Origin of the sequence: Rhodopirellula halodulae (assembly GCF_020966775.1) — a bacterium.
Lineage (GTDB): Bacteria > Planctomycetota > Planctomycetia > Pirellulales > Pirellulaceae > Rhodopirellula > Rhodopirellula halodulae.
This window is the reverse complement of record NZ_JAJKFV010000029.1, coordinates 561,152-584,971: the sequence shown is the minus strand read 5'-3', so window position 1 is coordinate 584,971 and position 23,820 is coordinate 561,152. Positions and strand designations below refer to the sequence as shown.

Annotated in this window: 20 protein-coding genes; 10 read left to right on the top strand and 10 right to left on the bottom strand. The window is 56.8% G+C overall.

Annotated elements, in window-relative coordinates; genetic code table 11:
• Positions 1 to 26 precede the first annotated feature (26 nt).
• Complete coding sequence (locus LOC70_RS15075) at positions 27 to 2,084, bottom strand: TolC family protein (protein WP_230254817.1); 2,058 nt, start codon at positions 2,082 to 2,084, stop codon at positions 27 to 29.
• Between the two features lie 105 nt (positions 2,085 to 2,189).
• Positions 2,190 to 3,194: a hypothetical protein gene (locus LOC70_RS15070; RefSeq protein ID WP_230254815.1), complete on the bottom strand. Its 1,005-nt coding sequence runs from the start codon at positions 3,192 to 3,194 to the stop codon at positions 2,190 to 2,192.
• Positions 3,195 to 3,372: 178 nt separating this feature from the next.
• On the opposite strand from LOC70_RS15070, the gene LOC70_RS15065 reads away from it, so the two are divergent.
• Together LOC70_RS15065 and LOC70_RS15060 are read left to right on the top strand one after the other, a co-directional pair.
• A complete protein-coding gene (locus tag LOC70_RS15065) occupies positions 3,373 to 4,182 on the top strand; it encodes a TrmH family RNA methyltransferase (protein ID WP_230254813.1) in 810 nt (269 codons plus the stop codon).
• Entirely contained in the window at positions 4,169 to 5,614 is a 1,446-nt protein-coding gene (locus LOC70_RS15060; RefSeq protein WP_230254811.1) for an AMP-binding protein, read from the top strand. The genes LOC70_RS15065 and LOC70_RS15060 overlap by 14 nt, the downstream gene beginning before the upstream one ends.
• Positions 5,615 to 5,683: 69 nt before the next feature.
• On the opposite strand, the gene tatC is transcribed toward LOC70_RS15060, so the two are convergent.
• On the bottom strand, positions 5,684 to 6,784 hold the full coding sequence (tatC, locus tag LOC70_RS15055) for a twin-arginine translocase subunit TatC (RefSeq protein WP_230254809.1): 1,101 nt from the start codon (positions 6,782 to 6,784) through the stop codon (positions 5,684 to 5,686).
• An 82-nt stretch (positions 6,785 to 6,866) separates the two neighbouring features.
• On the opposite strand from tatC, the gene LOC70_RS15050 reads away from it, so the two are divergent.
• Positions 6,867 to 7,451 carry a type 1 glutamine amidotransferase domain-containing protein gene (locus tag LOC70_RS15050; protein ID WP_230256157.1) on the top strand — a complete coding sequence of 195 codons (585 nt, stop codon included), beginning with the start codon at positions 6,867 to 6,869 and terminating at the stop codon, positions 7,449 to 7,451.
• 82 nt (positions 7,452 to 7,533) lie between these two features.
• Here the strand turns inward: LOC70_RS15050 and LOC70_RS15045 are convergent, their stop codons facing one another.
• The gene (locus tag LOC70_RS15045) at positions 7,534 to 8,214 is read right to left on the bottom strand and encodes a transposase (protein ID WP_230254807.1); all 681 of its coding nucleotides are present in this window, start codon (positions 8,212 to 8,214) and stop codon (positions 7,534 to 7,536) included.
• A gap of 368 nt (positions 8,215 to 8,582) precedes the next feature.
• Here LOC70_RS15045 and LOC70_RS15040 point away from each other — a divergent pair, with 368 nt between their 5' ends.
• The 3 genes from LOC70_RS15040 to LOC70_RS15030 all read left to right on the top strand — a co-directional run bounded on the left by LOC70_RS15040 (position 8,583) and on the right by LOC70_RS15030 (position 11,195).
• A complete protein-coding gene (locus LOC70_RS15040; protein WP_230254805.1) occupies positions 8,583 to 9,419 on the top strand; it encodes a hypothetical protein in 837 nt (278 codons plus the stop codon).
• A 284-nt stretch (positions 9,420 to 9,703) separates the two neighbouring features.
• Positions 9,704 to 10,132 (top strand): GNAT family N-acetyltransferase, encoded by a 429-nt coding sequence (locus LOC70_RS15035; protein WP_230256156.1) that lies wholly within the window; start codon positions 9,704 to 9,706, stop codon positions 10,130 to 10,132.
• A 1-nt stretch (position 10,133) separates the two neighbouring features.
• Positions 10,134 to 11,195, top strand: a complete 1,062-nt coding sequence (locus LOC70_RS15030) for a M42 family metallopeptidase (RefSeq protein ID WP_230254804.1) — start codon at positions 10,134 to 10,136, stop codon at positions 11,193 to 11,195.
• Positions 11,196 to 11,275: 80 nt separating this feature from the next.
• On the opposite strand, the gene LOC70_RS15025 is transcribed toward LOC70_RS15030, so the two are convergent.
• The gene (locus LOC70_RS15025; RefSeq protein WP_230254801.1) at positions 11,276 to 12,316 is read right to left on the bottom strand and encodes a nucleoside monophosphate kinase; all 1,041 of its coding nucleotides are present in this window, start codon (positions 12,314 to 12,316) and stop codon (positions 11,276 to 11,278) included.
• A gap of 64 nt (positions 12,317 to 12,380) precedes the next feature.
• Positions 12,381 to 15,218, bottom strand: coding sequence for an alanine--tRNA ligase (alaS, locus tag LOC70_RS15020; RefSeq protein ID WP_230254799.1), 2,838 nt, complete (start codon positions 15,216 to 15,218; stop codon positions 12,381 to 12,383).
• Between the two features lie 234 nt (positions 15,219 to 15,452).
• Here alaS and LOC70_RS15015 point away from each other — a divergent pair, with 234 nt between their 5' ends.
• The 4 genes from LOC70_RS15015 (at position 15,453) to LOC70_RS15000 (ending at position 19,637) form a co-directional block, all read left to right on the top strand.
• Positions 15,453 to 16,559 (top strand): M24 family metallopeptidase, encoded by a 1,107-nt coding sequence (locus LOC70_RS15015; protein ID WP_230254797.1) that lies wholly within the window; start codon positions 15,453 to 15,455, stop codon positions 16,557 to 16,559.
• Between the two features lie 92 nt (positions 16,560 to 16,651).
• Complete coding sequence (gene accB / locus LOC70_RS15010) at positions 16,652 to 17,164, top strand: acetyl-CoA carboxylase biotin carboxyl carrier protein (protein ID WP_230254795.1); 513 nt, start codon at positions 16,652 to 16,654, stop codon at positions 17,162 to 17,164.
• A 3-nt stretch (positions 17,165 to 17,167) separates the two neighbouring features.
• Entirely contained in the window at positions 17,168 to 18,520 is a 1,353-nt protein-coding gene (accC, locus tag LOC70_RS15005) for an acetyl-CoA carboxylase biotin carboxylase subunit (protein WP_230254793.1), read from the top strand.
• Positions 18,521 to 18,629: 109 nt separating this feature from the next.
• Positions 18,630 to 19,637, top strand: a complete 1,008-nt coding sequence (locus LOC70_RS15000) for an NAD-dependent epimerase/dehydratase family protein (protein WP_230254790.1) — start codon at positions 18,630 to 18,632, stop codon at positions 19,635 to 19,637.
• A gap of 38 nt (positions 19,638 to 19,675) precedes the next feature.
• On the opposite strand, the gene LOC70_RS14995 is transcribed toward LOC70_RS15000, so the two are convergent.
• The 4 genes from LOC70_RS14995 to LOC70_RS14980 all read right to left on the bottom strand — a co-directional run bounded on the left by LOC70_RS14995 (position 19,676) and on the right by LOC70_RS14980 (position 23,810).
• On the bottom strand, positions 19,676 to 20,236 hold the full coding sequence (locus tag LOC70_RS14995) for a hypothetical protein (protein WP_230254789.1): 561 nt from the start codon (positions 20,234 to 20,236) through the stop codon (positions 19,676 to 19,678).
• A 117-nt stretch (positions 20,237 to 20,353) separates the two neighbouring features.
• On the bottom strand, positions 20,354 to 21,655 hold the full coding sequence (locus LOC70_RS14990; protein WP_230254787.1) for a hypothetical protein: 1,302 nt from the start codon (positions 21,653 to 21,655) through the stop codon (positions 20,354 to 20,356).
• The gene (gpmI, locus tag LOC70_RS14985; RefSeq protein ID WP_230254785.1) at positions 21,655 to 23,271 is read right to left on the bottom strand and encodes a 2,3-bisphosphoglycerate-independent phosphoglycerate mutase; all 1,617 of its coding nucleotides are present in this window, start codon (positions 23,269 to 23,271) and stop codon (positions 21,655 to 21,657) included. The genes LOC70_RS14990 and gpmI overlap by 1 nt, the downstream gene beginning before the upstream one ends.
• 155 nt (positions 23,272 to 23,426) lie before the next feature.
• On the bottom strand, positions 23,427 to 23,810 hold the full coding sequence (locus LOC70_RS14980) for a group I truncated hemoglobin (protein WP_230254783.1): 384 nt from the start codon (positions 23,808 to 23,810) through the stop codon (positions 23,427 to 23,429).
• Positions 23,811 to 23,820: the final 10 nt, after the last annotated feature.

The following is a 23,820-nucleotide window of genomic DNA, read 5'->3' as shown; positions in this document are numbered from 1 at the left end:
CGGGCCACCTAATTCGGGCCCGTGCCCTACTCCTCGATCAGAGCTTCTTCGATCATGGCTTCTTGAGCCGTGATACCGGGTTCCACCACGTCGACAGGAACCGCTTGGTACGAAACGGGTCCCGAGGTCGCTTGAACGGCGGCCGGATCAAACTGCCCTGAGGTCAATGGTCGTGGTGCACTGACCTTCTCTGGATGCCGTCGCGGCTCCAAGAATCGACCAAGCTCGTACGCGTCGCGTTCAGCCCCTGGACACCATGCCCCCTCGGTCAAGTTGACTTGGTTGTAAGCCAGCAAGGAACCTTTCTCACGATGGAAATCGCGAATCGCGAGGTTGTAGTCGCTGATCGAGCGGTAGAACTCCGATTCGCTGGTGACCACCTGACGTTGAGCTTGCAACAGGAAGTTGATGTTGTCGGTCCCGTCGCGATAACGACGTCGCAACACTTCGACCTGACGCAAATCAGCCATGTAGCGGCTGTAGTTGGTTTCCACCAATTCAAATGCCAGATCGATCGAGCGAGCGGCACCGGACAAATCGTGACTGATACGCAATTCCGTCTCGGCCAACACGGCTCGTTCACGTTGCAGGTTCAGCTTGGCATGAGCCACGGCTGAACTCGCGGCTCGCAACCCGATGGGTGCCAAAAACTCGATCCCTGCCGTCCATTCTTGGTAGTCGCCGTCGGTGATCGAATCGACCAGGTTGGCACTTGGGCCCTGGTCGCCAGGCCCGATCAAGTTGTCACCCAAACCACGCCAACGATATTGGCCCACGAAGTCGACTTGTGGACGACGGTTCAACCGAGCCGCCAACAGTTCCATCTCGCGTCGTTTGACGGTGAATTTCTGCCGGCGAACTTCCACACGGCGGTCGAGAGCCTGCCCCAACGCACTTTGCCAATCGAACACAACCTTCGCGTTCAATGGGTCGCTGGTGGGTTTCAACAACGATCCATCGGTGGCGGGCAATCCAATCAGATAACGAAGAGCCTGCTCACGAGCGTACAAGCCCGCTTCGCCGGCCAAAGCCGATTTGACTTGCGCTTCGAATTGGTAGTACTGCGAACGAGCTTGAGCTTCTTCGTCACGACGGCCGGTCCCAACTTCCAAACGAACTTGTTGGTACTGGAACGTTTGCAGAGCCGATTCACGTCCTTTCGCGGTCGCTTCCAGCAATCGATAAGCGGTGGTCAAATCCCAGTAGGCTTGTTCGACATCGGACACCAACTGAATCACGGCGGCTTCGAAATCAGCCAAGGCCACGTCTTCGTTGACACGAGCGATCAAGACACCGTTGTATTGTCCAATCGCACCGCTGGCTCCCGCCGAACCTGCGATTCGGTTGTACATCGTGCCGGAGCCACGCATCAACGGTTGACGGTATTCGGCTTCCAAGAAACCAACGAAGTCACTTTGGAACTGGCGAAACGGTCGGTTGTTTCGGTCATAGCCAACGTTGCTACGCAAAGCGAACTGTGCACCGGTGGCAGTCCGCTTGGACAGCTCGTTGGCAAACGTTGCCTGAGTCGCTTGCAATGTGTTCGGAGTGAACTGGGCACCCAAACCACCCGTGGCGATGTTCTGAGGCTGGTCGACTTTGTTCCAGAACAGCGATTGGCTGTACTGAGCATCGAAGTTTGCCAGCGCGGCTTCCACGCCACCGAGCGGGTCCGCATGTGCCAATCCAGGCGTGTAAATCGTGGTCGCCGCGGTCGGTGCCGTCACCACGGCGCCACCAATCGTTCGCAGCACGGGGCTGGAACGAAGAGCCTGCTGAACGGCGTCTTCCAACGTGATTTCCAGGCTGGGCAATTCCGCGGGATCCTGCAGCGTGTTGGGCTGCACCGCGGAAACCGCGGCGGACGTGACCGGTGTCATGCACTGGTTCACTTCGGGATATTCAATCCGCATCGCCGAGTGGTCGTGGTACGACGTTTTGGTGTCGTGCGGACCATCGGGAATCCGTTGAGCCCAATGGCAACCGCTGGTCAACGTCGACGCCGCAACCACGACGCCCAGCCAAGCGGCCAAGCGACGACGACGAGTTTGTTTACGCGTGGTGTGAGTTGTTTGCCGATCCATGGCAATCTCAATTCCCTATCAGGATGTTGCCTCCGGATGCATTCACGTCCTTGTGAACACCTTGGGTCGGAGGCGAAGAGATATCTACGATCCAATCGCGATGCACTAAGGCAGCGCGATCATTCCGCCGGCAATCGCAGCGGCTTCCACCACAACAGCACGCCGTTCCAATGGCGGGCGTTGCATCACGCAAGGTGCCGACGAACCGGCTCGGAAGTATCCCTTGCTGTAGACGATGTCACACGGTTCCTGAATCGTTGCCAGGTAAGGCAACATTGGAATGGTCGTGAAGAAACGTGCTCCCGATGCGATCGGTTGCAAACATCCCCAACGTTCGTGACCGTGACGTTCCAACATCCGGTCTTCGAAATACAGCGGATGCGAATAAGTGTTGGGCGCGGCCCATGGCAGCACCGTTCCCGCCGCAATCATGCCTCGAGCGTAAGGCTCTTCCGGCAATGGAATCGTTTGAAGCTCTCTGTCAGCGTCAAAATCATCCGGTGATCGACCGTTGCCGATGGTGGATGTGTCGAGCGACACCGCTTGCAATGACGGCAGTGCGATCCGACCGTTGGCAACATCGGGCAAGCGTTCGGTGATGAACGGCTGACTGAAGATTCCGTCTTGGTCTTGATCCTCCGCCGCATCGGCGATGATTTCGTCACGCAAGGACATACGGTCCTTGTCGTTGCTGTCCTGCTGTTGCTCGCGATCGTCTTCGGCTTCGCTGCGAAGCAAATCCCGCAGGCGTTGACGACGTGCTTCATCGGCGTCCGTCGCCACATCAGCCGCATCGTTCGCGGATTCGGCGACCGCGTCATCGTCGATCATCGCAAATCCGGCTGCCGCGAAAAATCCGCTCGGGAGCGATGCGACTTGCACTTCAGGCTCGCTCAATTGCAACGGTTCATCCGCGTGCAGTGGATTGACCGATGCCCCCAACAGTCCACACACACCCAAAACGAGCGTCCGGCGAGCGGGCTCAACGCCACGCATCCACCGCATGACATTCGTCCACCTCAGCCACGACTTGCTGCTGATGACGCGCTGCATCCAACGACGAACCGTGGGTCCATCGCCAAACCACCAATCCCAATTTGAGTCGAGCATTTCGATCGTCTTCCTTGACGGGTCATGCAAAAAATGAAAGCTCGTTTCACCAACGACCTTCACGTGTGTCCTTCGGGTTGTTCAGCTGGATGGCTCCAAATCAGTTGCAATCGCCACGACGATTATCACACTCTCTCGACCCAAATCCGGAATAACCCGCACAGACGGACTCACAAGATTGATTGAAACCATCCACCACCCGGACGATCCACGCTTGGCGGCCTATCGCAATCTCCGTCACCGTGAAACTGACCACGGCTTCATTGCCGAAGGCGGTGTGGTGGTCCAGCGGCTACTCAAGAGTGGGTTGGGGGTTCACTCCGTGTTGATCCACGCAGGTCGCGAAACAAAGTATTTGCCGCTGATTCCGCCCGACGTTCCGGTCTACCTGATCGATCGAGAACTCGGCGAAGCATTGGCGGGTTACGACTTTCACCGCGGGATTTTGGCTCACGGCATCCAGCCAACCTTCCACCCAATCGAGACACTGTGTCAGAAAACAGACACCTCGCTTGCGCTGGCACTCGTCGAACTGAGTGATCCGGAAAACGTCGGCAGCCTTTTGCGATCAGCCGCGGCGATGGGAATCCGAGATATCTTGATTGGGCCGAGAACGATCTCTCCGTTTGCTCGTCGCGTGATTCGAGTCAGCATGGCATCCGTGTTTCGACATCGTTTCTACGATCTGAACTCGCCGATTGAGCAACTTCCGCAGTTACAAGCCAGCGGTTTTGCCTCGATCGCAACCGTTTTGGACGATGACGCCGTACCGTTGATCAAGCTCAACCAAACCCTCCAGCATGAAAAGCGAATCCTAATGGTGGGCAATGAGGGGAACGGATTGCCCGCCGACGTGGCGGCTGTCGCCACACATCGCAGCACATTGCCAATGAAAAACCAAACTGACAGTCTCAACGTCAGTGTCGCATCCGCCATCTTCCTTTATGAGCTGACGCGAGGAGGCGATTTGCCGGATGACAACGTCTGATTCACCGCATCTGTTGGCTGCGTTCTTGCAGCACGTGCGTCAACGTCCAAGGGACACTGCCCTGCTGGACTCCCGGACTGGCGAGCCTGTTTGGACTTGGGGACAAATGGCAAACGTAGTCCACCGTTCGGCCGAAAAAATTTGCAACGAGGTGACATGGCACGATCGAGATCGCCACCTCGCGTATTCATGTCACAACACACCGCACGACGTGACTATCTCGCTGGCTTGCCTCGCGGTCGGTGCCGTTGAAATCCCAATTGATGCGTACCTTCCAGCGTCTCAACAGCAGCGGCTTCACTCCCAATCGCGAGCCGCGACATGGGAAGCCGATGAAGATCACACGTTGGCTCCACTCCACGACCAATCGATCGCGGATTCGATCGAGTGGCTTCAAGCAGCTTCTGATCGTGTCGATGTGGACGCGCCATCGCTCGTGCTATGGACCAGCGGCACAACGTCACAACCCCGCGGCGTTGTCCTTTCGCAGCGAAATCTCACCACCAATGCAAGAGCCAAACTGACGGCCGTCCCACAATCCGTGACGGATGTGCGACTGTCGCTGCTTTCAATCGCTCACGCGTACGCTCGCACCAGCGACATGGGGACTTGGTTGCTTTCCGGTTGCCGCTGGGCTCTGGGGCGCGGTCGTTCCACGTTGCGTTCACTTCCTACTGGACTGCAACCCACACATATCAATGCCGTTCCACTGTTGATCGACGAACTCCTACGCCAAAAAGCAGAGCAAGCAACGTCGCTGAAATCTCTCGCGGTGGTGGGCTGCGGTGGTGTCGCCATGAGCGAGAAACAATTTAACGCCTGCCAACAACATGGTCTTCATGTGGTCCAGGGTTACGGCTGCACCGAATCCTCCCCCGTCATCTGCAGTGCCTCCCCCGAAAACGCTCGCCCGAACCGCGTGGGGCCGCTGGTGGACGGATGGTCTGCGAAGATCCTTGACCAACGTCTGTCGGTGAAAGGCCCCGGTGTGATGCTGGGCTACTTGGATGATCCCGCGAGCACTCGCGAGAAAATCAGCAGCGACGGATGGTTGGACACCGGCGATCTCGTGCAAGTCGACTCGGACGGGCAGTATCAAATCCTTGGACGAGCCGACGACGTGATCGTCCTGCCGACCGGATTCAAAATTTTCCCGGCATCCGTGGAACGCTCCGTTCAGCGAATCGACCACGTTGATCAAGCGGTGCTGCTGCAGCACAAGGAACAGTTGTTCCTATTGGTCTCGTTGAGCGGCAACTCGACCGTTCGATCAACGCTTCATGGCAAAGTCCTCTCGCGGCTGCAGGAGGACTTGCCACCTAAGACGGAGGTCGAAATCAAATGGCTCGAACGTCCGTTGTCGATCGAAAGCGGTGAACTGACGGCCAAGGGAACTCCTCGCCGAAGTGTTATCCGCCAACGACTTTGTTAAGCACGGGTTTGTTGAGCCGAAGGCATCAATCGAACGCACCAATCCCTTGCTGCGTGTGGACGCCTAGGATCAAGCCGGGTCGTAAGCTTGACTGCCCAGTCCCCTGCCACGCGGCATGTACGCACACATCACGATGCCCAGGAAGTACAGGAACAGAAGCGGCAACGCCAACGCGATCATGCTGGTCACGTCCGCGGGTGTGACAATCATCGAGATGACAAAGATCACCAACACCGCGACTCGCCAACTGCTGATGTAATCTTCGGTCTGCACCAAATCGATGCGTTGCAGGAACAACATCACCAGCGGCAATTGAAACGCGACGCCGAACCCAAGCGGCAACATCAACACAAAGTTGACGTAGTAAGTTAAACGAGGCTCCACCGCGACATCCATCGAGCCATTGAACTGCAACAAGAACGTCAGCACGTAGTGCAGCACCAATCCGAACGCCAACACCACGCCCGAGACGAACAACACCACACTGAAAGGCAGATAGACGTAGACGTATCGGCGTTCATGAGCGTGCAAGCCCGCCGCCACAAAGGACCACAGGTGGTAGAAGATCATCGGTGACGCCAGAACGGCGCCCACGATCAAACCGGCTTTGACCCAGATCATGAAGGGTTCTTCGATCTTCAAGGAACTCAGCCCGCGTTCATTTCGGCGAAGCTGGATCGTGGGCGTCAGTTCATCCGGATTTGGAATGGTTCCCATCGCCTGTATCAACTCAGCCGAACTGATTCGCGACGGGGTGGGAAGCGAGTCCTCTTCATCCTCAGCGGTCACGGATTCTTCCAAACCGCCTTCTGTCTCGGCCAATGTCTCCGCGGCGGACTGCATCGAGGATGGCAACGTGTACACCAACTCCGCCACCAAAGAATTCGCGGTCAAGAATTGGTAGAACCGTCCGACTTCCGGGTTCTCCTTCCGGTCAGGCAAACCCATCTCGGCCAAATCGCGATCGGCGTTGTACTCGATGATCGCTTGCTTCAGCGGCTCCTGAATGAAACGCACCACCCGGTTGGCAAACATCAACCCGACGCCCAAACCAATCAACAACCAAATGATTGCTTTGACCAGGGATCCTCGGAGTTCTTCGAGATGCTCCCCGAAAGTCATCGTCGAATTGTCGAACAAATCGTCTTTGGGTCGCGCCAGTGCTTCCACGAGTATTTATCCACGGGGGGAGAAGGGTAACATTGTGTCGGTCCATTCTAACTGACCTTTCCAATCTCGCACGGTGTCCTTGATGACAGATCTCGGTTCCTCCTCTTTCCCTTCCGATCATTCCGCTTTAGTGGACTCCGTGTCGCCTCGCACGCTGAACGGAAAGCGAATTCTGTCATTCGTGGGCGAAATCTACGAGGATCTGGAGCTTTGGTACCCCAAACTGCGTCTGATTGAAGCGGGAGCCGAATTCTTCGTCGCGGGCCCCAAAGCCGGCGAGAAGTACGGTGGCAAACTGGGCTATCCCTGCGTCAGCGATCTCGAAATCGATGCTTGCGAAGCTCCATCCTTCGACGGTTTGTTGGTGCCCGGCGGTTTCATGCCGGACAAGCTGCGACGCGATCCGAAGGTGTTGCAATTGGTCCGCGAGTTTGATGCGGCGAAGAAACCCATCGCGGCGATCTGCCACGGTGGGTGGATCCCGATCTCCGCAGGTGTTTACCAAGGCGTCCGAGTCACCGGTTCGCCAGGAATCAAAGATGACCTGATCAACGCGGGGGCCCTCTACGAAGACTCGCCGGTCGTCGTCGACGGCCACCACGTCAGCAGCCGGCGCCCCGACGACCTCCCCGACTTCTGCCGCCACTTCATCGCGCTGCTCGCATGATCCCAAACCTGTAGCTCGGTGGTCCCCCACCGAGACGAGCATCAACTCACGGCGGGGGACCGCCGTGCTACAGTTTTTCTACTCACTCGCTCTCACGTGACCAGAGCGTGAATTCCGATGGTCGAAGGCGAGCCTTCGAAGGGTTTCCGTCAATGTAGCCCTGAAGGTATTCGAACTGTTCGGGACTTCGGACGATGTGGTCGAACGGCTCGCTTTGCCACACGCTGCCGTGGCGTCCCAAATGCCGATTGATTTCGCGTGCCGAGAAACGAAGAAGCTCACGAAACTGCTTGCGAAGCCGGAACCCCACACGCATCTGAATCAGCACATGAACATGGTTGGGCATGATCACGAATCGTTCCAAGTCGTACCGCTGCCCTTCAAAATGCAGCAAGGATTTGGCAACGAAATTTCTGACCAATCGATTTCGCAAACAACATTCGCCATGGCAGTCGTCCAAATGACCGTGCCACCGGCGAGTCTTGTGAAATCTCAGCTCACGTTTAACGGAAGCCTCCACGGAGGGTGACTTCAAGACCTCGTCGACCGACCATTCATCCAAACCGTTTTGACGAAGCCAGGCATCCACTTCCTCGTGCCAACGTTGGACCACCTGCTTCGGCATCGAATCCGCGAGACGAAACGTGACGAAAGTCAGCACACCATTCATGTCTAGATGCGGCAAATTGCGACGCGACTCAACGACATCATGAGTCGGATCGTAGAAAGCCCATTGCACCGGCAACGTTTTTTCCCGACTCACTTTCCAGCTCCCCAGAGGACGAATCACGATTCAATCCTCCCAAACCCAATCTGGTCACGCGACCTGATTCTTGAAACCACCATCAAATCTGTAGCTCGGTGGTCCCCCACCGAGACCAAAATGAATTCACGGCGGGGGACCGCCGTGCTACAGGGCTGTGAAAGCAGTGCTACAGGGTTGTGAAACTCGCGAGAGCTTGCCTTGACATCGCTATCGGCGGATTCGTAGGGTCGTTTTTCTGGATGTCTTTTGATGTTTGCTTTTCGTTTGGACGGTCTTTCCGCGTGTGTCTTCGTTCTCGAGAACGATCGCCCGTTGCCTCACCTTCGCGGTGTGTTTGGGTCGCCTGTGCGCTGGCCACACTGACGATGTTCGCATCAGGATGTTCCCTTCTTCCCAGCGGAACTTGGTCGGGGACGTCACTCGAGGACTCGGTCGATGCTGCGGAGCACCAACGCGTCTCGAAGCTCACTCATAAAAGCAAACACACCATTTCGCTCTCGGCTGACTTCCGTCATGTGAACACCGGCGAACTGGATGAGGCACTTTGGCAGCACGTCGATGAAACGGCCTTTGCTCCGCAGGTACGCGAAGAATGGTTGGCCAATGGTTTCCGGATTGGCTTGATCGCGGTTCCCGAAGTCATGCAGACATCTGGCGAAGATCACGACGTCGATTCCGATCCCATCAATCGCTTGCTTTCGACGGCGGGTGTCTTGGGCGGCATCCCGTCCGGCGTACAGACCATTCCCTTACGTCCATCGCAGCGGCACGAACTTCCAATCTCACCGGTGCTGGAAGGCTCCCACGTTGTGCTTGCTCAGCAGGATGGCAATTTGTCGGGGCGAACTCTCGAATCGCCGCAACTGACATTCTCGCTGACACCCACCCTCGGACCAGCAGCGGGTCAGGTCACGCTTGACATTCGCCCCGAGATTCAACACGGCTCGGTCCAACAAAAATTCATCAGCAGCGATGCCGCCACCCGTTTGGCCGCGGGTCGAAAAACTTGGGAACTGCCTGAATTAAATCTCTCCTGGGTCGCCGATCCTCAGCGCACGTTGTTGATCGCCCCGGTCCACCAACCGGGGCAAAGCGAACCGACATTTGGCATGGCCCGCCAAATGCTTCGTGACACGGATCACCTGCAGGATGATCAACACGTGATCTTGCTCTTGCGAATCGAAGACATTCCCTCTTCGTAGCATCCGATTCGCGGCGGCATTCTGGTTCGTCGAACGTCCGACATTGTCTCATCACCTCACCGTAAAAACCGTGAGACACCCCAAACGGTCGGACGAGCCGAAACCAAGTCACTGCGGCAATCAACAAACAATCACCATTTGCTAAACTGTCACGCAATGGCTTCCTCCTCGGCCCCGGTGCACCATCGTTTCGAGAGTCGCGATCCTTGTCTGATCACCCACCACCTGATCCCAGCACGATCACAAACATTCCCCCGGTGACCCCGCCGGGCCAGTCACTTTCGATGGACGAGGTGACGGTTCGCCAAGCCACGCCTCAAGACGCCGAAGCCATTCACGCTTTGATGCGTCCGTTCGTTTCGCAACGCAAATTGCTTTCGCGGACCGCCGCGGAAATCATTGAACTGAGCCGCCACGGGTTTGTGGCGATGGTGGAACCCCGCTGCATCGGCTTCTCAGCGATTGAAATTTACAGTCCCAAACTTGCCGAACTGCAATGCTTGGCTGTCCACCCGGAAGCCCAACGTTTGGGACTGGGACGCAAGCTGGTTGGGCACTGCATCGAACGTGCTCGCTCGTTGGGTGTGATGGAAATTTTGGCGATCAGCTCTTCCGAGGATTTTTTGAAGTCCTGCGGTTTCGACTACTCGCTCCCCGACCAGAAAAAAGCTCTCTTCTGTCAACTTCGACCTCGCAACTTCGATGACATCTGAAATGCAACCGCTCGAATTCTTCAAGCAAGCCATTCTGACCCCCAGCCCATCTGGCTACGAAGAACCGATTCAAAAACTGATCGGGGAATACCTGAAACCACACAGCGATGACGTCTCGGTCGACGTACACGGCAACCTGTCGGCTCGCGTTGGAAAAGCGGGCGGCCCTAAACTGATGCTGGCCGGCCACTGCGACCAAATCGGCATGCTGATTTCGCATATCGATGAACAAGGCTTCTTGTACGCTCAGACCATCGGTGGCTGGGATCCGCAACAATTGATTGGCCAAGCCATGACGGTTTGGACAACCGACGGTCCCGTGTCGGCAGTGATCAGCCGCAAGCCCATCCACTTGCTCTCTCAGGCAGAACGCGGCGAAGTCGTCAAACTGGAACAAATGTGGTTGGACATCGGTGCCAAAGACGGCGACGATGCGAAGTCCAAGGTTCGCATCGGTGACTGCGTGACACTGAATCTCGCTTACCGAGAACTTCTGGGTGATTTGGTCAGCGGCCCCGGAATGGACAACAAGACCGGCATGTGGACCGTTATCGAAACGGCCCGGCGATGTGCCACCTCCGATCAAGCCTTGCAGTGCGAACTGCACAGCGTGGCGACGGTTCAAGAAGAAATCGGGTTGCGTGGTGCCAAGACTGCCGCCGGTCGCATTCAACCGGACGTGGCGATCGCGGTGGACGTCACGCACGCATCGGACTGCCCAACCATCGACAAGCAACAACAAGGCGACATCAAAATCGGAGGCGGTCCCGTCATTTTCCGAGGCCCCAATATCAACGCCAAGGTGGCGACTCGTTTGATGCAACTGGCCGATGACAACGACATCCCTTATCAACCCGCCGCACTTGGCCGCGCTGCTCCGAACGACTCGAACGTGCTGCAGGTTTCTGGTTCAGGCGTCGCGACCGGTTTGGTCGCCATCCCAAACCGCTACATGCACTCCGCCGTGGAAACCATCAGCCTCGGTGACATCGAAGCCATCGCGAGATTGCTGACGTTGTTCGCTCAATCGCTGACGCCCGAATGTGACTTCATCCCCGGCTGATTGCCATCTCAACCTGTCGCTCGGTGGTCCCCCATCGAGAAGCACCTGCACTCACGGCGGAGACCGCCGTGCCACATCCATCACTTGTCCGGAAACGGCCTCAACCCGAGCAACATCTCGGCTCGTTCGGACAACGGCTGATTGGCCAAAGAGCAATCCGTGTGTTCGGAAAGGTTCTCACAAACGAGCTTGTAAACGGATTGCCGGTCCTGGCTGGTGTCTAACTCCACGCACCGTCCCTGGCTCTTGAAGTGCTCAACCGCGGGGAGCGTTTCGGCTTTGAAGTTGTCAAACCTCACCTTCAAACTTTCCAAGTTGTCATCCTGACGACCGGTGTACTTTGCTCGAGCCAACACACGTTTTTCCAACACGTCGTACGGGCACTCAAAGAACAGCATCTTGGGGAGTTCCGTGTCTTGCCCAAACACCTCGTACCACGCATCCAAGTTGGCCATCGAACGCGGAAAACCGTCGAGCAAGAAGTTTCGCTTGCCGGTATGCCTGGTGATTCTTTCCATCGCGTCTTGAAGCAACTTCACCACGATGGTGCTGGGAACCAAATTGCCCGCGGCAATGATCTCTTCGATGGTTGCGGCATACGGACCGCCGGCCTCGCGTTCCGCTCGCAACAGATCCCCCGTCGACAAATGAGTCCAACCGAGTTGCGATTCGGCCAACTCGCACATGGTGCCTTTTCCAGCGCCCGGACCACCCAAGACAAACACCACGTTGGGATCGGGACAAGGCAAACGCGGGTCGCAATGATGAACCACAACCTTGGGTGCGGGAGCAACGCCCTTTTGATAGACGTGCCAAGGACGATCCGTGGGCGGAAGCTCCTCTTCGCACGTGAAGTCGTACGCGAGGTGTCCGTCCAGCCGACAGATTCTCCAAGACCGATACGTGTTGGAATAGGACAACGCGGGACTTCTCGCTGACTTTCCGTCAGCGCGATCCCAAGCCATCTTGCCATTCCAATAACCCGGACTGGAAACAGTCCCCGATTCCGACTTGGTCGGCGGCGCGATGGACGGGACATAAAGCCCGTCCACTTCGGGAAGCCCTGCCCCGCTGACTTCGATGAAGTAGGTATTGGGAGTCAACTCGTTCGTTTCAGTCATGGCGGAAAAGCCAACTCCAATGGATCGGGATCGCAGTCAATTCAAATCAGCACGCAGCAAGCACTCAGCTCAATTTCTCACTCATCGATTCGCGAGCCTGCTGAAGTGCTTCCGGCAATTTGCTGGCGTCTTTCCCGCCGGCTTGAGCCATATCGGGACGCCCGCCGCCACTGCCACCGACCACCTTGGCCGCGGCACCGACCCAGTCACCCGCTTTCAATCCACGGTCAACCAAATCACGGCTCAATCCGCCCACCAACATGACTTTGTCGCCATTGGTCGCGGCCAACAGAATGGCAGTCGGATTGTCACTCTTCTTGCGAATTTGATCGATCCAACCACGCATGATGTTGGGGTTGGCTCCGGCGGTCTCAGCAACGATCAACAATGTGTCACCAACTTGAGTGCCTTCGGCCATCAGGTCATCGGCGGAGATTTTGCCACCCGCGGTAACTTGTTTCAGTTGCTCGACCAACTTCGTTCGATCTGCCAACAAAGATTCCAAACGACCGATCACATCCGTGATGGCAACGTTCAATCGACGAGTCAAACCACGAACCGCAGCACGGACCGCGTTGTAGTCACTCACATTGGTCTTCTCCGCTTTCGCGGCTTTTGCATCAAACACAAAATCGGCTGGATAATCGGCCGCTTTGCCGGATGACAATTCTTTCTTCAGGCGTCGCACCTCTTCGGTCAACGACACAACGGCCGCGGCGGCAACGGATGGATCGCAGCCGAGTTTCCCCGCGACTTCGTTGAGCAACGCTTCAGTTTGCTCGCGATGTTCCTTTGCACGCTGCCCGGTCAACGCTTCGATTCGGCGGGTGCCGGTGGAAACACTTTCTTCCACGACAACTTCGAATGAGCCGACTTGCTGAGTGTTGGTCAGATGTGTCCCACCACAAAGTTCGCGGCTGAACGTTCCCATCGAAACCATCCGACAAGGGTCCGGATACTTCTCACCAAACAGCATCATCGCGCCGGCTTCGCGTGCATCGGCGAGAGACACCGTGTCCCACCGAATTTCTTCTCCCGCATCGACGAGACCCAGAACATCCTTTTCGATTTTGACGAGCGTCTCGTCATCGATCGCTTTGGGATTGGTGAAGTCGAATCGCAGACGATCAGGCTCGACCTTGCTGCCTTGCTGCTCGGCGTGACGCCCCACGTGCGTGTGCAGTGCATGATGCAAAATGTGCGTGGCACTGTGAGCACGTGCAAGCGCCTCGCGATTGCTCACATCGACTTTAGCGGTGCACGTTTCGCCTTCGCTGATTTTGCCGCGAACCAAACGACCATGGTGCACGATCAACGATGCATGCTTCTGTGTGTCGATGACTTCAAACTCAAAGTTGTCGCTGGAGATAACACCAACATCACCGACCTGACCACCGGATTCACCATAGAACGGTGAGTGATCCAGGACCAATCGCAACACCGCGTCGCCGGGCCGATCCAAATGGCTGAGCAATTGACCATCGTCGCCTTTGCCTTTGCCATCGCCCGTGATGATGCCTTTCACGACTGCGGTGTCTTCTGTTTGGTCGTATCCCACAAACGGGGTTTCTCGCAAAGCTTCTTTCAGCGTTTCTAAGGGCCCGGTTTGGAACAGCACGCGTTGCCCGCCATCGCTTTCGTCCGCGTGCCGGTCCATCGCTTCGCGGAAACCGGCCCAATCAAACGTGAAGTTCTGCTCGGCGGCCAAAGTCTGCACCAATTCGGGCGGCACTCCATAAGTGGTCAACAAATCCGCAGCTTCGGCACCAGGCACCATCACCGATGACTCATCGTTCATTTCTTCGAACAAACGATGGATGCGTTTCATCCCGCCATCGATGGTGGCGAAGAAAGCCTTCTCCTCCGACTCAATCGCTTCGCTGACTCGTTGCGTGGTTTGTCCCAATTCCGGATAAGCAGCCTTGGATGCGTCGGCGACGGCTTCGACCAACTTGTACAAGAATGGCTCGCGAAGATTCATTTGATAGCCATCGAGCACAGCGCGGCGGATCAAACGACGAATCACCGAACGAGCATCTTTGGGGCCCGGGTAAACGTTTTCGTGGACAGCAAACACGCTGGCACGCGCATGGTCCGTGATCCGACGAAGACGTCGACCGTTGTCGCTTTCGTACTCGTACTTGACCCCGCACACCTCCGAGGCTGCTTCGACGATCGGGAACAAACTGTCGATGTGGAAGTTGGTCGGAACGCCCTGCAGAACGCTGGCGGTACGCTCCAACCCCATTCCCGTGTCGATGTTTTTGCTGGGCAACGGATGCAGGTTGTCCGGCGGTGTACCCACGCGATTGAACTGCGTGAACACCAAGTTCCAAATCTCGACGTCGCTGCCGTCTTCGAGTTGGTAATAAATTTCGCTGCAGGGACCACAAACTCCATCGGGGCCTTCGCTGGGTGCTGAAGCCGGCCAGAAGTTCTCATCCTCGTCCATGCGAGTGATGCGTTGAGTTGGCAAACCAATTTTTTCGTGCCAAATCCCAAACGCTTCGTCATCGTCTTTGTAAACCGTGACCGTCAGTCGCTCTTCCGGGATATTCAACCATTTTTTGTCCGTCAAAAACTCCCATGCCCAGCGGATCGCTTCTTCCTTGAAGTAGTCACCGAACGAAAAGTTGCCCAGCATTTCAAAGAACGTATGGTGGAACGCTGTCCGCCCCACATTGTCGATGTCGCCGGTTCGCAAACACTTTTGGCACGTTGTTGCTCGGGTGAAGTCCAACTTCACCTTGCCCAAGAAGTGATCTTTGAACTGGTTCATTCCCGCGGGCGTGAACAGAACCGATGGATCCCATGCAGGCACGAGCACGTCACTGGGTTGGCGGACGCAACCTTTGGTTTCAAAGAACGCCAGATACTTTTCGCGGAGTTCGTCAGTTTTCATCGAAGTCTGCTGCAGGATTTTGCAAGGGGATGATCGGGGGGGAACGCACACGCAAAACAGGCGTTCCACGGTCGGCATGATATCAGTCGAGGGGGAATGGGTGACAGGTGCCGAATTCCTGCCCACAATACTCCGCGTTTTCGCGGCCTGGTCCACTTCCGCCGTCCACCGAAATTTCGGCCGCCTTGCCGACGACTCCATCGGCTCTTCGACATTCCTTCGGGTATCGACTCCATGACAACACGAATTGAACGACTTGTGACTTCCATGGCCGAATTGGACCAACCGGTGGAGGCGTTGCTGATCTGCAGCGAGGTCAATGTGCGGTATCTCAGCGGATTCACCGGCGACAGCACTTGGTTGCTCGTTCGATCGAACGGTCAGGCGACGTTGCTGTCGGACCGACGCTACGAGACCCAGATTGCGGAACAGTGCCCGAATCTCGAAAGTGCCATCCGTCCACCCAGCCAAACGCTTGTCAGCTTATTGGCGGAGTACCTCGGTGATGTGTCGATCCAATCCATCGGCTTCGAAGCCGACCATGTCCACGTCGCCACCCTGCGAGACTGGCGGGACCAAATCGAAGGCGTTCAGTGGGTGGAAACTAGCAATGTGGTGGAGCAACTGCGGTGGATCAAAGACGCCGACGAGTTGGCCACCATCCGCCGAGCCATTTCGGTCGCCGAACGCAGTTTCCTCAGCGTGATTCACAAGCTAACGCCGCAAACCACCGAACGACAGATCGCCCATGAATTGGAATCCACCATGCGAAGTTTGGGCGCATCCGGCGTGGCCTTTGACGTGATCGCCGGCGCCGAACCCAGCGGTGCCCTGCCCCACTATCACCCGCGAGACGTCGCACTCGCCGATTGCCGGACGCTGCTCATCGATTGGGGGGCACGCGTGGACGGCTATTGCAGTGACATCACCCGAACGTTTCACAAACCGGAGGTTCGCTCCGCCACCTCCGACCGTTTTGAGTCCGCTTACCAAGTGGTTTTGGAGGCACAGGAGGCCGCGATTGAGACCATCCGAGACGGCGTGGAAGCGATTCAAGTCGATGCGGCTGCACGCAACGTGCTTCAAAAAGCCGGCCTAGGCGACGCGTTCAAGCACGGACTTGGACACGGATTTGGCCTGCAAATTCACGAGGATCCACGCATGGGCCCCATGTCGAAAGAAACACTGCAAGAAGGCATGGTCCTGACCGTTGAACCCGGCGTCTATTTCGAAGGCGAATTTGGCATTCGGATCGAAGATGACATCCTGGTGACCGCCACCGGATTTGAGCGTCTGACCAGCCTGCCAAAGGGTCTCGATGATTGTCGGCTTGTTGTGTAAAACGTGGCGGAATTATTGTTGACCCAGAAACGATTGCTCGAGCTCTATTATGGGCTTGGAAATCATTGGACTTTGCAGGTATCGGACTTCGTATGAAATCGGAAAAACCCGACGGCGGGGATGTGTTTGACATCGATCGGATTCGCCAAATCGTCGAATTGATGGAGCAACACGAACTGAACGAAGTGGATCTGCAACAGGCCGACGACCGCATCAAGCTGACTCGTGGTGGCTCGGCCCCCGCCATGATTCCTGCTCCGGCGATGCCTGCGGCTCCCGCCGCACCAGCCCCCGCTCCCGCCGCGGCTTCGGCTCCTGCCCCCGCTGCCGCGGGTGGTGATGACTCAGCCAGCACCGCGGGAACGATCACGATCAACTCACCCATGGTCGGCACGTTCTATTCCAAGGCCAACCCGGAAGCCCCACCGTTTGCCAAAGTCGGTGACGTGGTCAGCGAAGACACCGTGGTCTGCATCGTCGAAGCCATGAAGGTCTTCAACGAGATCCCCGCCGAATGCCGCGGAAAGATCGTGGAAGTGCTTGTCAGCGACCAACAAGCCGTTGATTTCGGCAAACCTCTCTTCCGCGTCCAAGTTGACGGCTAATTCATGTTCGAACGAATTCTGATCGCCAACCGTGGCGAGATTGCGCTCCGAGTGATCCGTGCCTGCCGTGAAATGGGCATTGAATCCGTCGCGGTGTACAGCGAAGCCGACGCCGATTCCATGCACGTGAAGTTGGCCGACCACGCTTATTGCGTCGGCACCGCACGCAGCGTGGACAGCTATCTCAAGATCGACCGCATCATCGCCACGGCTGAAGTGGCCGGCGTTGATGCCATCCACCCCGGTTATGGCTTCTTGGCCGAAAACGCTCAATTCAACGAGCAATGCCGCAGCAGTGGCTTTGAGTTCATCGGCCCTTCGCCGACCGCGATGGACAAACTCGGCGACAAGAACACCGCTCGCTCGATGGCCATCGCGCAAAACGTTCCGGTCGTTCCCGGCAGCGATGGATTGATCACCGACTTTGACCGTGCCATCGACACCGCCAAAGAGATTGGCTTCCCCGTGCTGATCAAAGCCACCGCAGGTGGTGGCGGTAAAGGCATGCGAGTGGCCGAGACCGAAGACGTGTTGAAAAGCCAACTGGAAGCGGCTCGCAACGAAGCGATGGCGGCATTCGGCAACGGTGGCGTGTACCTGGAAAAGTTCATTCAGCAGCCTCGTCACATCGAAGTCCAAGTCATCGCGGACGCACATGGTAACGTTTGCCACCTGTTCGAACGCGACTGCAGTGTCCAACGCCGACACCAAAAACTCGTCGAAGAAGCCCCCAGCCCTGATCTTCCCCAAGATCGTCGCGAAGCCATTTGCGACGCTGCCGTTCGGATGATCGCCGGCGCGGACTACTCCGGTGCGGGAACCGTCGAATTCATCGTCGACAAGGACTACAACTTCTACTTCATCGAAGTGAACGCGCGGATCCAGGTGGAACACCCGGTTTCCGAAATGATCACCGGCGTCGACCTGATCCAAGAGCAAATTCGCGTCGCTGCAGGATTGCCTCTGTCATTCCGCCAAGAAGAACTGAGCCCCACCGGCCACGCGATCGAATGTCGCCTTAACGCGGAAGATCCAACGAAGAACTTCCAACCCTGCCCCGGACAAATCAAATCGATGTTTGTTCCTGGTGGGATGGGCGTTCGATTCGATTCGCACGTGCAGACCGGATACGTTGTTCCGCCTTACTACGATTCGATGATCGGCAAACTGATCGTCCATCGCCCAACGCGTGAACAAGCCGTGGCGACGATGCTTCGGGCTTTGAAAGAACTTCAAGTCGAAGGCATCACCACCACGGTCGATTTCCACAACTGGATCCTGCAGAACGAAGCCTTTGTGAGCGGCAGCGTCGACACCAAATACGTCGACCGCAACTACAAAGGGCAAACGTCCTAAGAATTTTAGCGGCGGGGCGCGAGGCCTCCGGTTCCACGGCACCAGACGGCTCGCGCCGCTCCGCTAAGACTCTGCCAATCTGTATTCCGTTGACTCCCAAGGAATAACCATGCGAGTCTTTGTGACTGGCGGCACCGGCTTGCTAGGCAACACGATCCTTCGCCAATTGTCGGACGCCGGTCACGACTTGATCTCGTTGGTACGAGGCGAACCCAACTCGCAAGTTTTCGATGGGATCCACACTCAGTTCGCTCATGGCGATCTGCAGGACAAAGCCGCGATCGAAAATGCGGTCGCTGACTGCGATGCGGTCATTCACTCCGCCGGCATGATTCACCTGGGCTGGAAATGCCTCGATGAATCCATGGCCGTCAATCGCGATGGCACGCAAACGGTCGTCGATGCTTGTCTGCATCACGATTGCAAACTCGTCCACGTCGGAACGGTCAACACACTCGCCATCGCGGATCGCGATAGCGTTGCCGATGAAACGACGCCGCTCGACCATGCCGGTGGGCAAGTCCCCTGCAGCTACGTGCTCAGCAAGCGAGCCGGCAACGAGGTGGTGAAAGACGGTGTGAAGAAGGGCCTGCGAGCCGCGATCGTTCACCCTGGATTCATGCTTGGCCCGTGGGATTGGAAACCCAGCAGCGGCCGGATGATACTGGAGGTCAGCAAGTCCTGGCGTCCTCTGACACCCTCCGGTGGCAACAGCACCTGCGATTCACGGGACGTTGCAGCCGCGGCGATCCGCGCGGCTGAAAAACTGATCACCAACGACATCGAGCCCGGCCGCCATTACATCCTGGCCGGCTACAACATGCGTTATCTGGAACTCTGGAAAGCCATGGCGTCCGCGATGGGAGCGAAATCGCCCGTCATGCGTGCGGGCCCGGCTCAACGCTGGATCGCAGGTGTGGCGGGCGATGTCGTCGGCAAGCTTCTGCCAGCCGAACCCGACTTCAACAGCGCCGCCGTTCGCATGTCGAGCCAATACCACTACTACGACAGCTCACGAGCCAAGAAAGAACTGGACTACCGAATCCGCCCCTTCGAAGAAAGCCTGCAAGACGCCGCCCAATGGCTCCGCGATCATCACGGCAACCCGAGCATCTAAACACTCGCTGGCTTTAAAAAACGAAACCTTGCCAGTCGTCACTCCAGGACAATCACTTCCTCAGTGACCTTCATGATCAAAACGGCTCGCTTTCCGTCATCCGCGTGAATGGGCAGCCCCACCCGGGAATCGCCCGCACCTGCCAAGAACCATTTGTCCATCGGAACTCGCACGGTCGTGTAGACAGCAACGCCCTCGTTGGGCTGCGCTTCCAACTCCAACAATGCCTGCAATTGGCCAGCCTCTGTCGTGTTTAGAAACTGGACCTGGCATTTGAATTTGCCATATCGCGAATCGGTTTCTAGGCGAGCGTCCCGGCCAACCGTCAAAGCAGACATCACGCTTCCCGCGGGCACCAGTCGCCCAAAACCGACCTTCGAAAGAGCCTCTCTCGCCGGCCCGTCGTACTCCACACGATGCACGTCATCCGACTCAATCAACCACAGAGCCTGGAAGGAGACATCTTTGACCGGCCCACTCACGGTCTCCACCTGCTTCTGCTTTCCCGATGGTTGCTGAGCCACCGCTGACCCCGGCACCACCACGACCAACGAGAGCAACAGCAAACGAAAACAAAACTGCGGACGACGAACGAACATGCCGAACCCTGGGGATGGGGGACTTGGTGGGAGCAAGCATTGGACGAGGGGCAATCGCCCAAAGTTCCAATTCACCTTGAAGATACACATTCCCTCGGCGAATCACGAATACAGTCGCTACTTGGCCGTTTCCTGAGTTTTTCGCGGCCAAGCAATGAAACACAGCGAAACCAGCGCCATGGCCAGACTGATTCCATTCAAGCTGGTGAAAACTCGAACCACAGTTTCTGGCAATTCGAATCGCAACAAAAACGTTCTTGTTGAGAGATAATTGATTGCCGGAAACGCCATCAGCCCGAACAACAGGACGCGGCTCCAAACCGACAGGCTCTTCCACTCAGGAAGCCTCGACAGACAAATCCCGGCAACGGGAGCGATCAACAAGAGTGAATCATAGGATTGGTGATACAGACTGACCAACATCGCGGTGAGCAGTAGCCCACCGGTCACCCCCGAGATGCCGTCATCGCAATCCGCACGCCATCGCCGAAACAACACCAACATCGGAATCACCAACAACCCGGCCATCGCCAGAATGTGCGGAAGATCACCAGGGTCCCCCCCACGCCATTTCGCGATGATGGCGAACAAATCCAACCGCGTCCAAGAGCACACGGGTGACTCATCGTCCATCGAGCGGTGAACGGCTTGGGTGTCCACGATCTGTTGCTTCAGCATTGAAACCCCAGCCGCCAGATCACCATCGCCCTCGTGGTGTGCGATCCACGCCAAAGGCACCACCGCGCCGAGAATACTGAAGACGGCACCCAAAACCAAACAACGAACGTTGCCACGAGCCAACATCAAAAACCCAAGCGGCAAAATGTACGTGGGTTTGGCGGACACCACCAACAACGCCCACGCCGCGCGAACCGGATGGCGGTCCGCCCAGACGAGCGAAAGAAACGTGGCCAACACTAGTTGATAAGTGAAGTAACCGTTGAACAGTGTGATGTGACCACCACGACTGAAGACCATCGCCGCAGCGATGCTGAACACGACATCCAAACGCCTGGCGGCTCCAGCCTCTCTCGCCACCAAAATTGCAATCGATGCGAGCAGAAAGAGCTGCAAGATCGCATTGAGAAACTCACCAACATGCAGTGGCAGCACGGCCAAAGGCGCGTGCATGAGCAAGATGACAGGCGAGAAGAACGGGATCTGCCTGGCCACCGGATATTTCGCGGCGTAGGCATCGCTGTAGGGACTCTCGCCCTGCAACACGGCCCGCGTGGGAAAGTAGATCCCGTTGTGAAAATCGCAAAGTCCCTGGTGCTCCGGGTCAAACGGCCCCGGAACCTGGTAGTCGACCACGACACGAACAAACGTCCCGGCGAGACCGACCGCCAAAAACAATCCGGCAACGATCGCGACGACACGGTTCCCAACGGACCAACCTTCCCGCAGGGACACCAACATCAGGCCGTTTGAGTTTCCATCAACGGACGCCCGGTCATCTCATCGGGAATGTCCAATCCCATCAACGCCAAGACCGTTGGTGCGATGTCAGCCAAACGACCACCTTCACGAAGCGGTTTGCCGACAAATTCGGGATCCACCAGGATCAATGGAACCTGATACGTGGTGTGTGCCGTGTGCGGACCGCCCGTTTCAGGATCGATCATCTGTTCACAGTTCCCGTGATCAGCAGTCACCACCAACGAACCGCCCGCCGCCAACGTGGCGTCCACGATTCGCCCGACGCAGGCGTCCACCTTTTCAACAGCCGAGATCGCAGCCGACAAGACTCCTGTGTGTCCAACCATGTCGCCGTTGGCAAAGTTGACAATGATCATGTCGCAATTGCCCGACTCAATCTGTTCGAGCACTCGCTCGGTGACACCCTCCGCGGACATCTCCGGTTTTTGGTCGTACGTCGAAACGTCACGAGGCGACTGGGCCATTCCCCACTCTTCTTCCGAGAACGGATCGTCCCGATAGTCGTTGAAGAAGAATGTCACGTGCGGGTACTTTTCCGTCTCCGCACAACGGAACTGGTGCAGCCCCTTCGACGCAACATACTCCCCCAAAATGTTCGGCATCTTGGTCGGCTTTTGGAAGATCACCTGAACGGGCAACCCCGTTTCGTAGCCGGTCATCGTCGCAAAGTAGAGGTCATCAATTTTTTCGCCGCGATCGAATCCACCACCGTCGATCTTCGCCCACGCATCATCGTCGAAGGTGAAAGCCTTCGTGATTTCACGTGTGCGGTCACCTCGATAGTTCATGAAGACGACCGCATCGCCGGGTTTCACCGTGATGGGCGAACCACCTTCGGGCACGATCGAGGATGCGGTGATGAACTCGTCTCCATCGCGACTACTGTCGGATGGGTTCGCGTAGTAGCTTTCGATCGCGGCGGCAGCGGACGGGAACGTCTGTCCGGCACCTTGAGTCATCAACTTGTAAGCCGACTCAACCCGCTCCCAACGCAAGTCGCGGTCCATGGCGTAGAAACGACCAATGACCGATGCCACAACGCCGACGCCTGTTTCAGCACAACGATCCACCAACTGTGAAACGTACTTCAGGCCTCCTCGCGGCGACGTATCGCGACCGTCGGTGATGGCGTGAATCGCCAACTGATCACCGGAAAGTCCATTGCGTTTGGCGAGATCGATCACCGCCATGCCGTGCTGCAAATCGCTGTGCACACGCCCATCGGACATCAAACCTAACAGGTGCAATCGCCCGCCATTTTTCTTGACATGCTCGATCGCACCGGTGACGACCGGGTTGCTGAAGAATGACTCATCGCGGATTGCTCGCGTGATTCGCATCACCTCTTGATCAACGATGCGACCGGCTCCGATGTTTTGGTGACCGACTTCGCTGTTCCCCATCACGCCGGCCGGCAATCCCACGTCCTCACCAGAAGTATGAATCAGAACGCTGGGATATTCCTTCGTTAGCTTTTCATCGACTGGCGTGTTGGCAAGATGCACGGCATTGCATTCGTCCCACTTCGGATCAGGGTTTTTCCCCCAACCATCGCGAACAATCAAAACTACGGGGCGACGACGAGTGGCAGTCATGGCGGTGTCAAACAAGAAAGAAAGCGAAACAAGAATGACCCTGACCATTCAGAGCCCAAGCCAACCGATCGCGAACCAACATTCACGCCGACAACTGTCGTTTGGCGAAAATCGGGTATCACCATTGACGGAGCCCCAACGCTCCGCCACGGGAATTAGCCATCCACGTTGGACGAACCAGTGATTTTATCGCTGTACATGGCCAGCTTTCCGAGCACTTGATCAATTGCGTGCGAAGAAACCTGTTTGGCTTCCATCGCATCCGTCAAATGCCCACAGAAACGAGAGAAGTGAGCTCCCGTGATCCCACGCCCGGCGTGAACCTTCGTCAGATCCGCACCGGTGTACTGAATGTCGCCGGATGTCATCGAAGCGATGAACTCCGTCTGCATCCGCGACAGTTTCTCCATGGGGACCCCATCAAAGAAATGAGTCAGCTCGGGATCCGCAAGCACGCGGACGTACATGTCATCGACGACATGACGCACTCCATCCATTCCGCCTAATTGATTCAGTAGATCGGCGTCAGTTTGACTCATGGCTCAGGGT

Coding starts and splice junctions, on each gene's coding strand:
- LOC70_RS15075 (WP_230254817.1), bottom strand. CDS start 2,084: ATGGATCGGCAAACAACTCACACCACGCGTAAACAAACTCGTCGTCGT.
- LOC70_RS15070 (WP_230254815.1), bottom strand. CDS start 3,194: ATGCTCGACTCAAATTGGGATTGGTGGTTTGGCGATGGACCCACGGTT.
- LOC70_RS15060 (WP_230254811.1), top strand. CDS start 4,169: ATGACAACGTCTGATTCACCGCATCTGTTGGCTGCGTTCTTGCAGCAC.
- LOC70_RS15050 (WP_230256157.1), top strand. CDS start 6,867: ATGACAGATCTCGGTTCCTCCTCTTTCCCTTCCGATCATTCCGCTTTA.
- LOC70_RS15040 (WP_230254805.1), top strand. CDS start 8,583: ATGTTCGCATCAGGATGTTCCCTTCTTCCCAGCGGAACTTGGTCGGGG.
- LOC70_RS15035 (WP_230256156.1), top strand. CDS start 9,704: ATGGACGAGGTGACGGTTCGCCAAGCCACGCCTCAAGACGCCGAAGCC.
- LOC70_RS15030 (WP_230254804.1), top strand. CDS start 10,134: ATGCAACCGCTCGAATTCTTCAAGCAAGCCATTCTGACCCCCAGCCCA.
- LOC70_RS15025 (WP_230254801.1), bottom strand. CDS start 12,316: ATGACTGAAACGAACGAGTTGACTCCCAATACCTACTTCATCGAAGTC.
- alaS (WP_230254799.1), bottom strand. CDS start 15,218: ATGAAAACTGACGAACTCCGCGAAAAGTATCTGGCGTTCTTTGAAACC.
- LOC70_RS15015 (WP_230254797.1), top strand. CDS start 15,453: ATGACAACACGAATTGAACGACTTGTGACTTCCATGGCCGAATTGGAC.
- accB (WP_230254795.1), top strand. CDS start 16,652: ATGAAATCGGAAAAACCCGACGGCGGGGATGTGTTTGACATCGATCGG.
- accC (WP_230254793.1), top strand. CDS start 17,168: ATGTTCGAACGAATTCTGATCGCCAACCGTGGCGAGATTGCGCTCCGA.
- LOC70_RS15000 (WP_230254790.1), top strand. CDS start 18,630: ATGCGAGTCTTTGTGACTGGCGGCACCGGCTTGCTAGGCAACACGATC.
- LOC70_RS14995 (WP_230254789.1), bottom strand. CDS start 20,236: ATGTTCGTTCGTCGTCCGCAGTTTTGTTTTCGTTTGCTGTTGCTCTCG.
- LOC70_RS14990 (WP_230254787.1), bottom strand. CDS start 21,655: ATGTTGGTGTCCCTGCGGGAAGGTTGGTCCGTTGGGAACCGTGTCGTC.
- gpmI (WP_230254785.1), bottom strand. CDS start 23,271: ATGACTGCCACTCGTCGTCGCCCCGTAGTTTTGATTGTTCGCGATGGT.
- LOC70_RS14980 (WP_230254783.1), bottom strand. CDS start 23,810: ATGAGTCAAACTGACGCCGATCTACTGAATCAATTAGGCGGAATGGAT.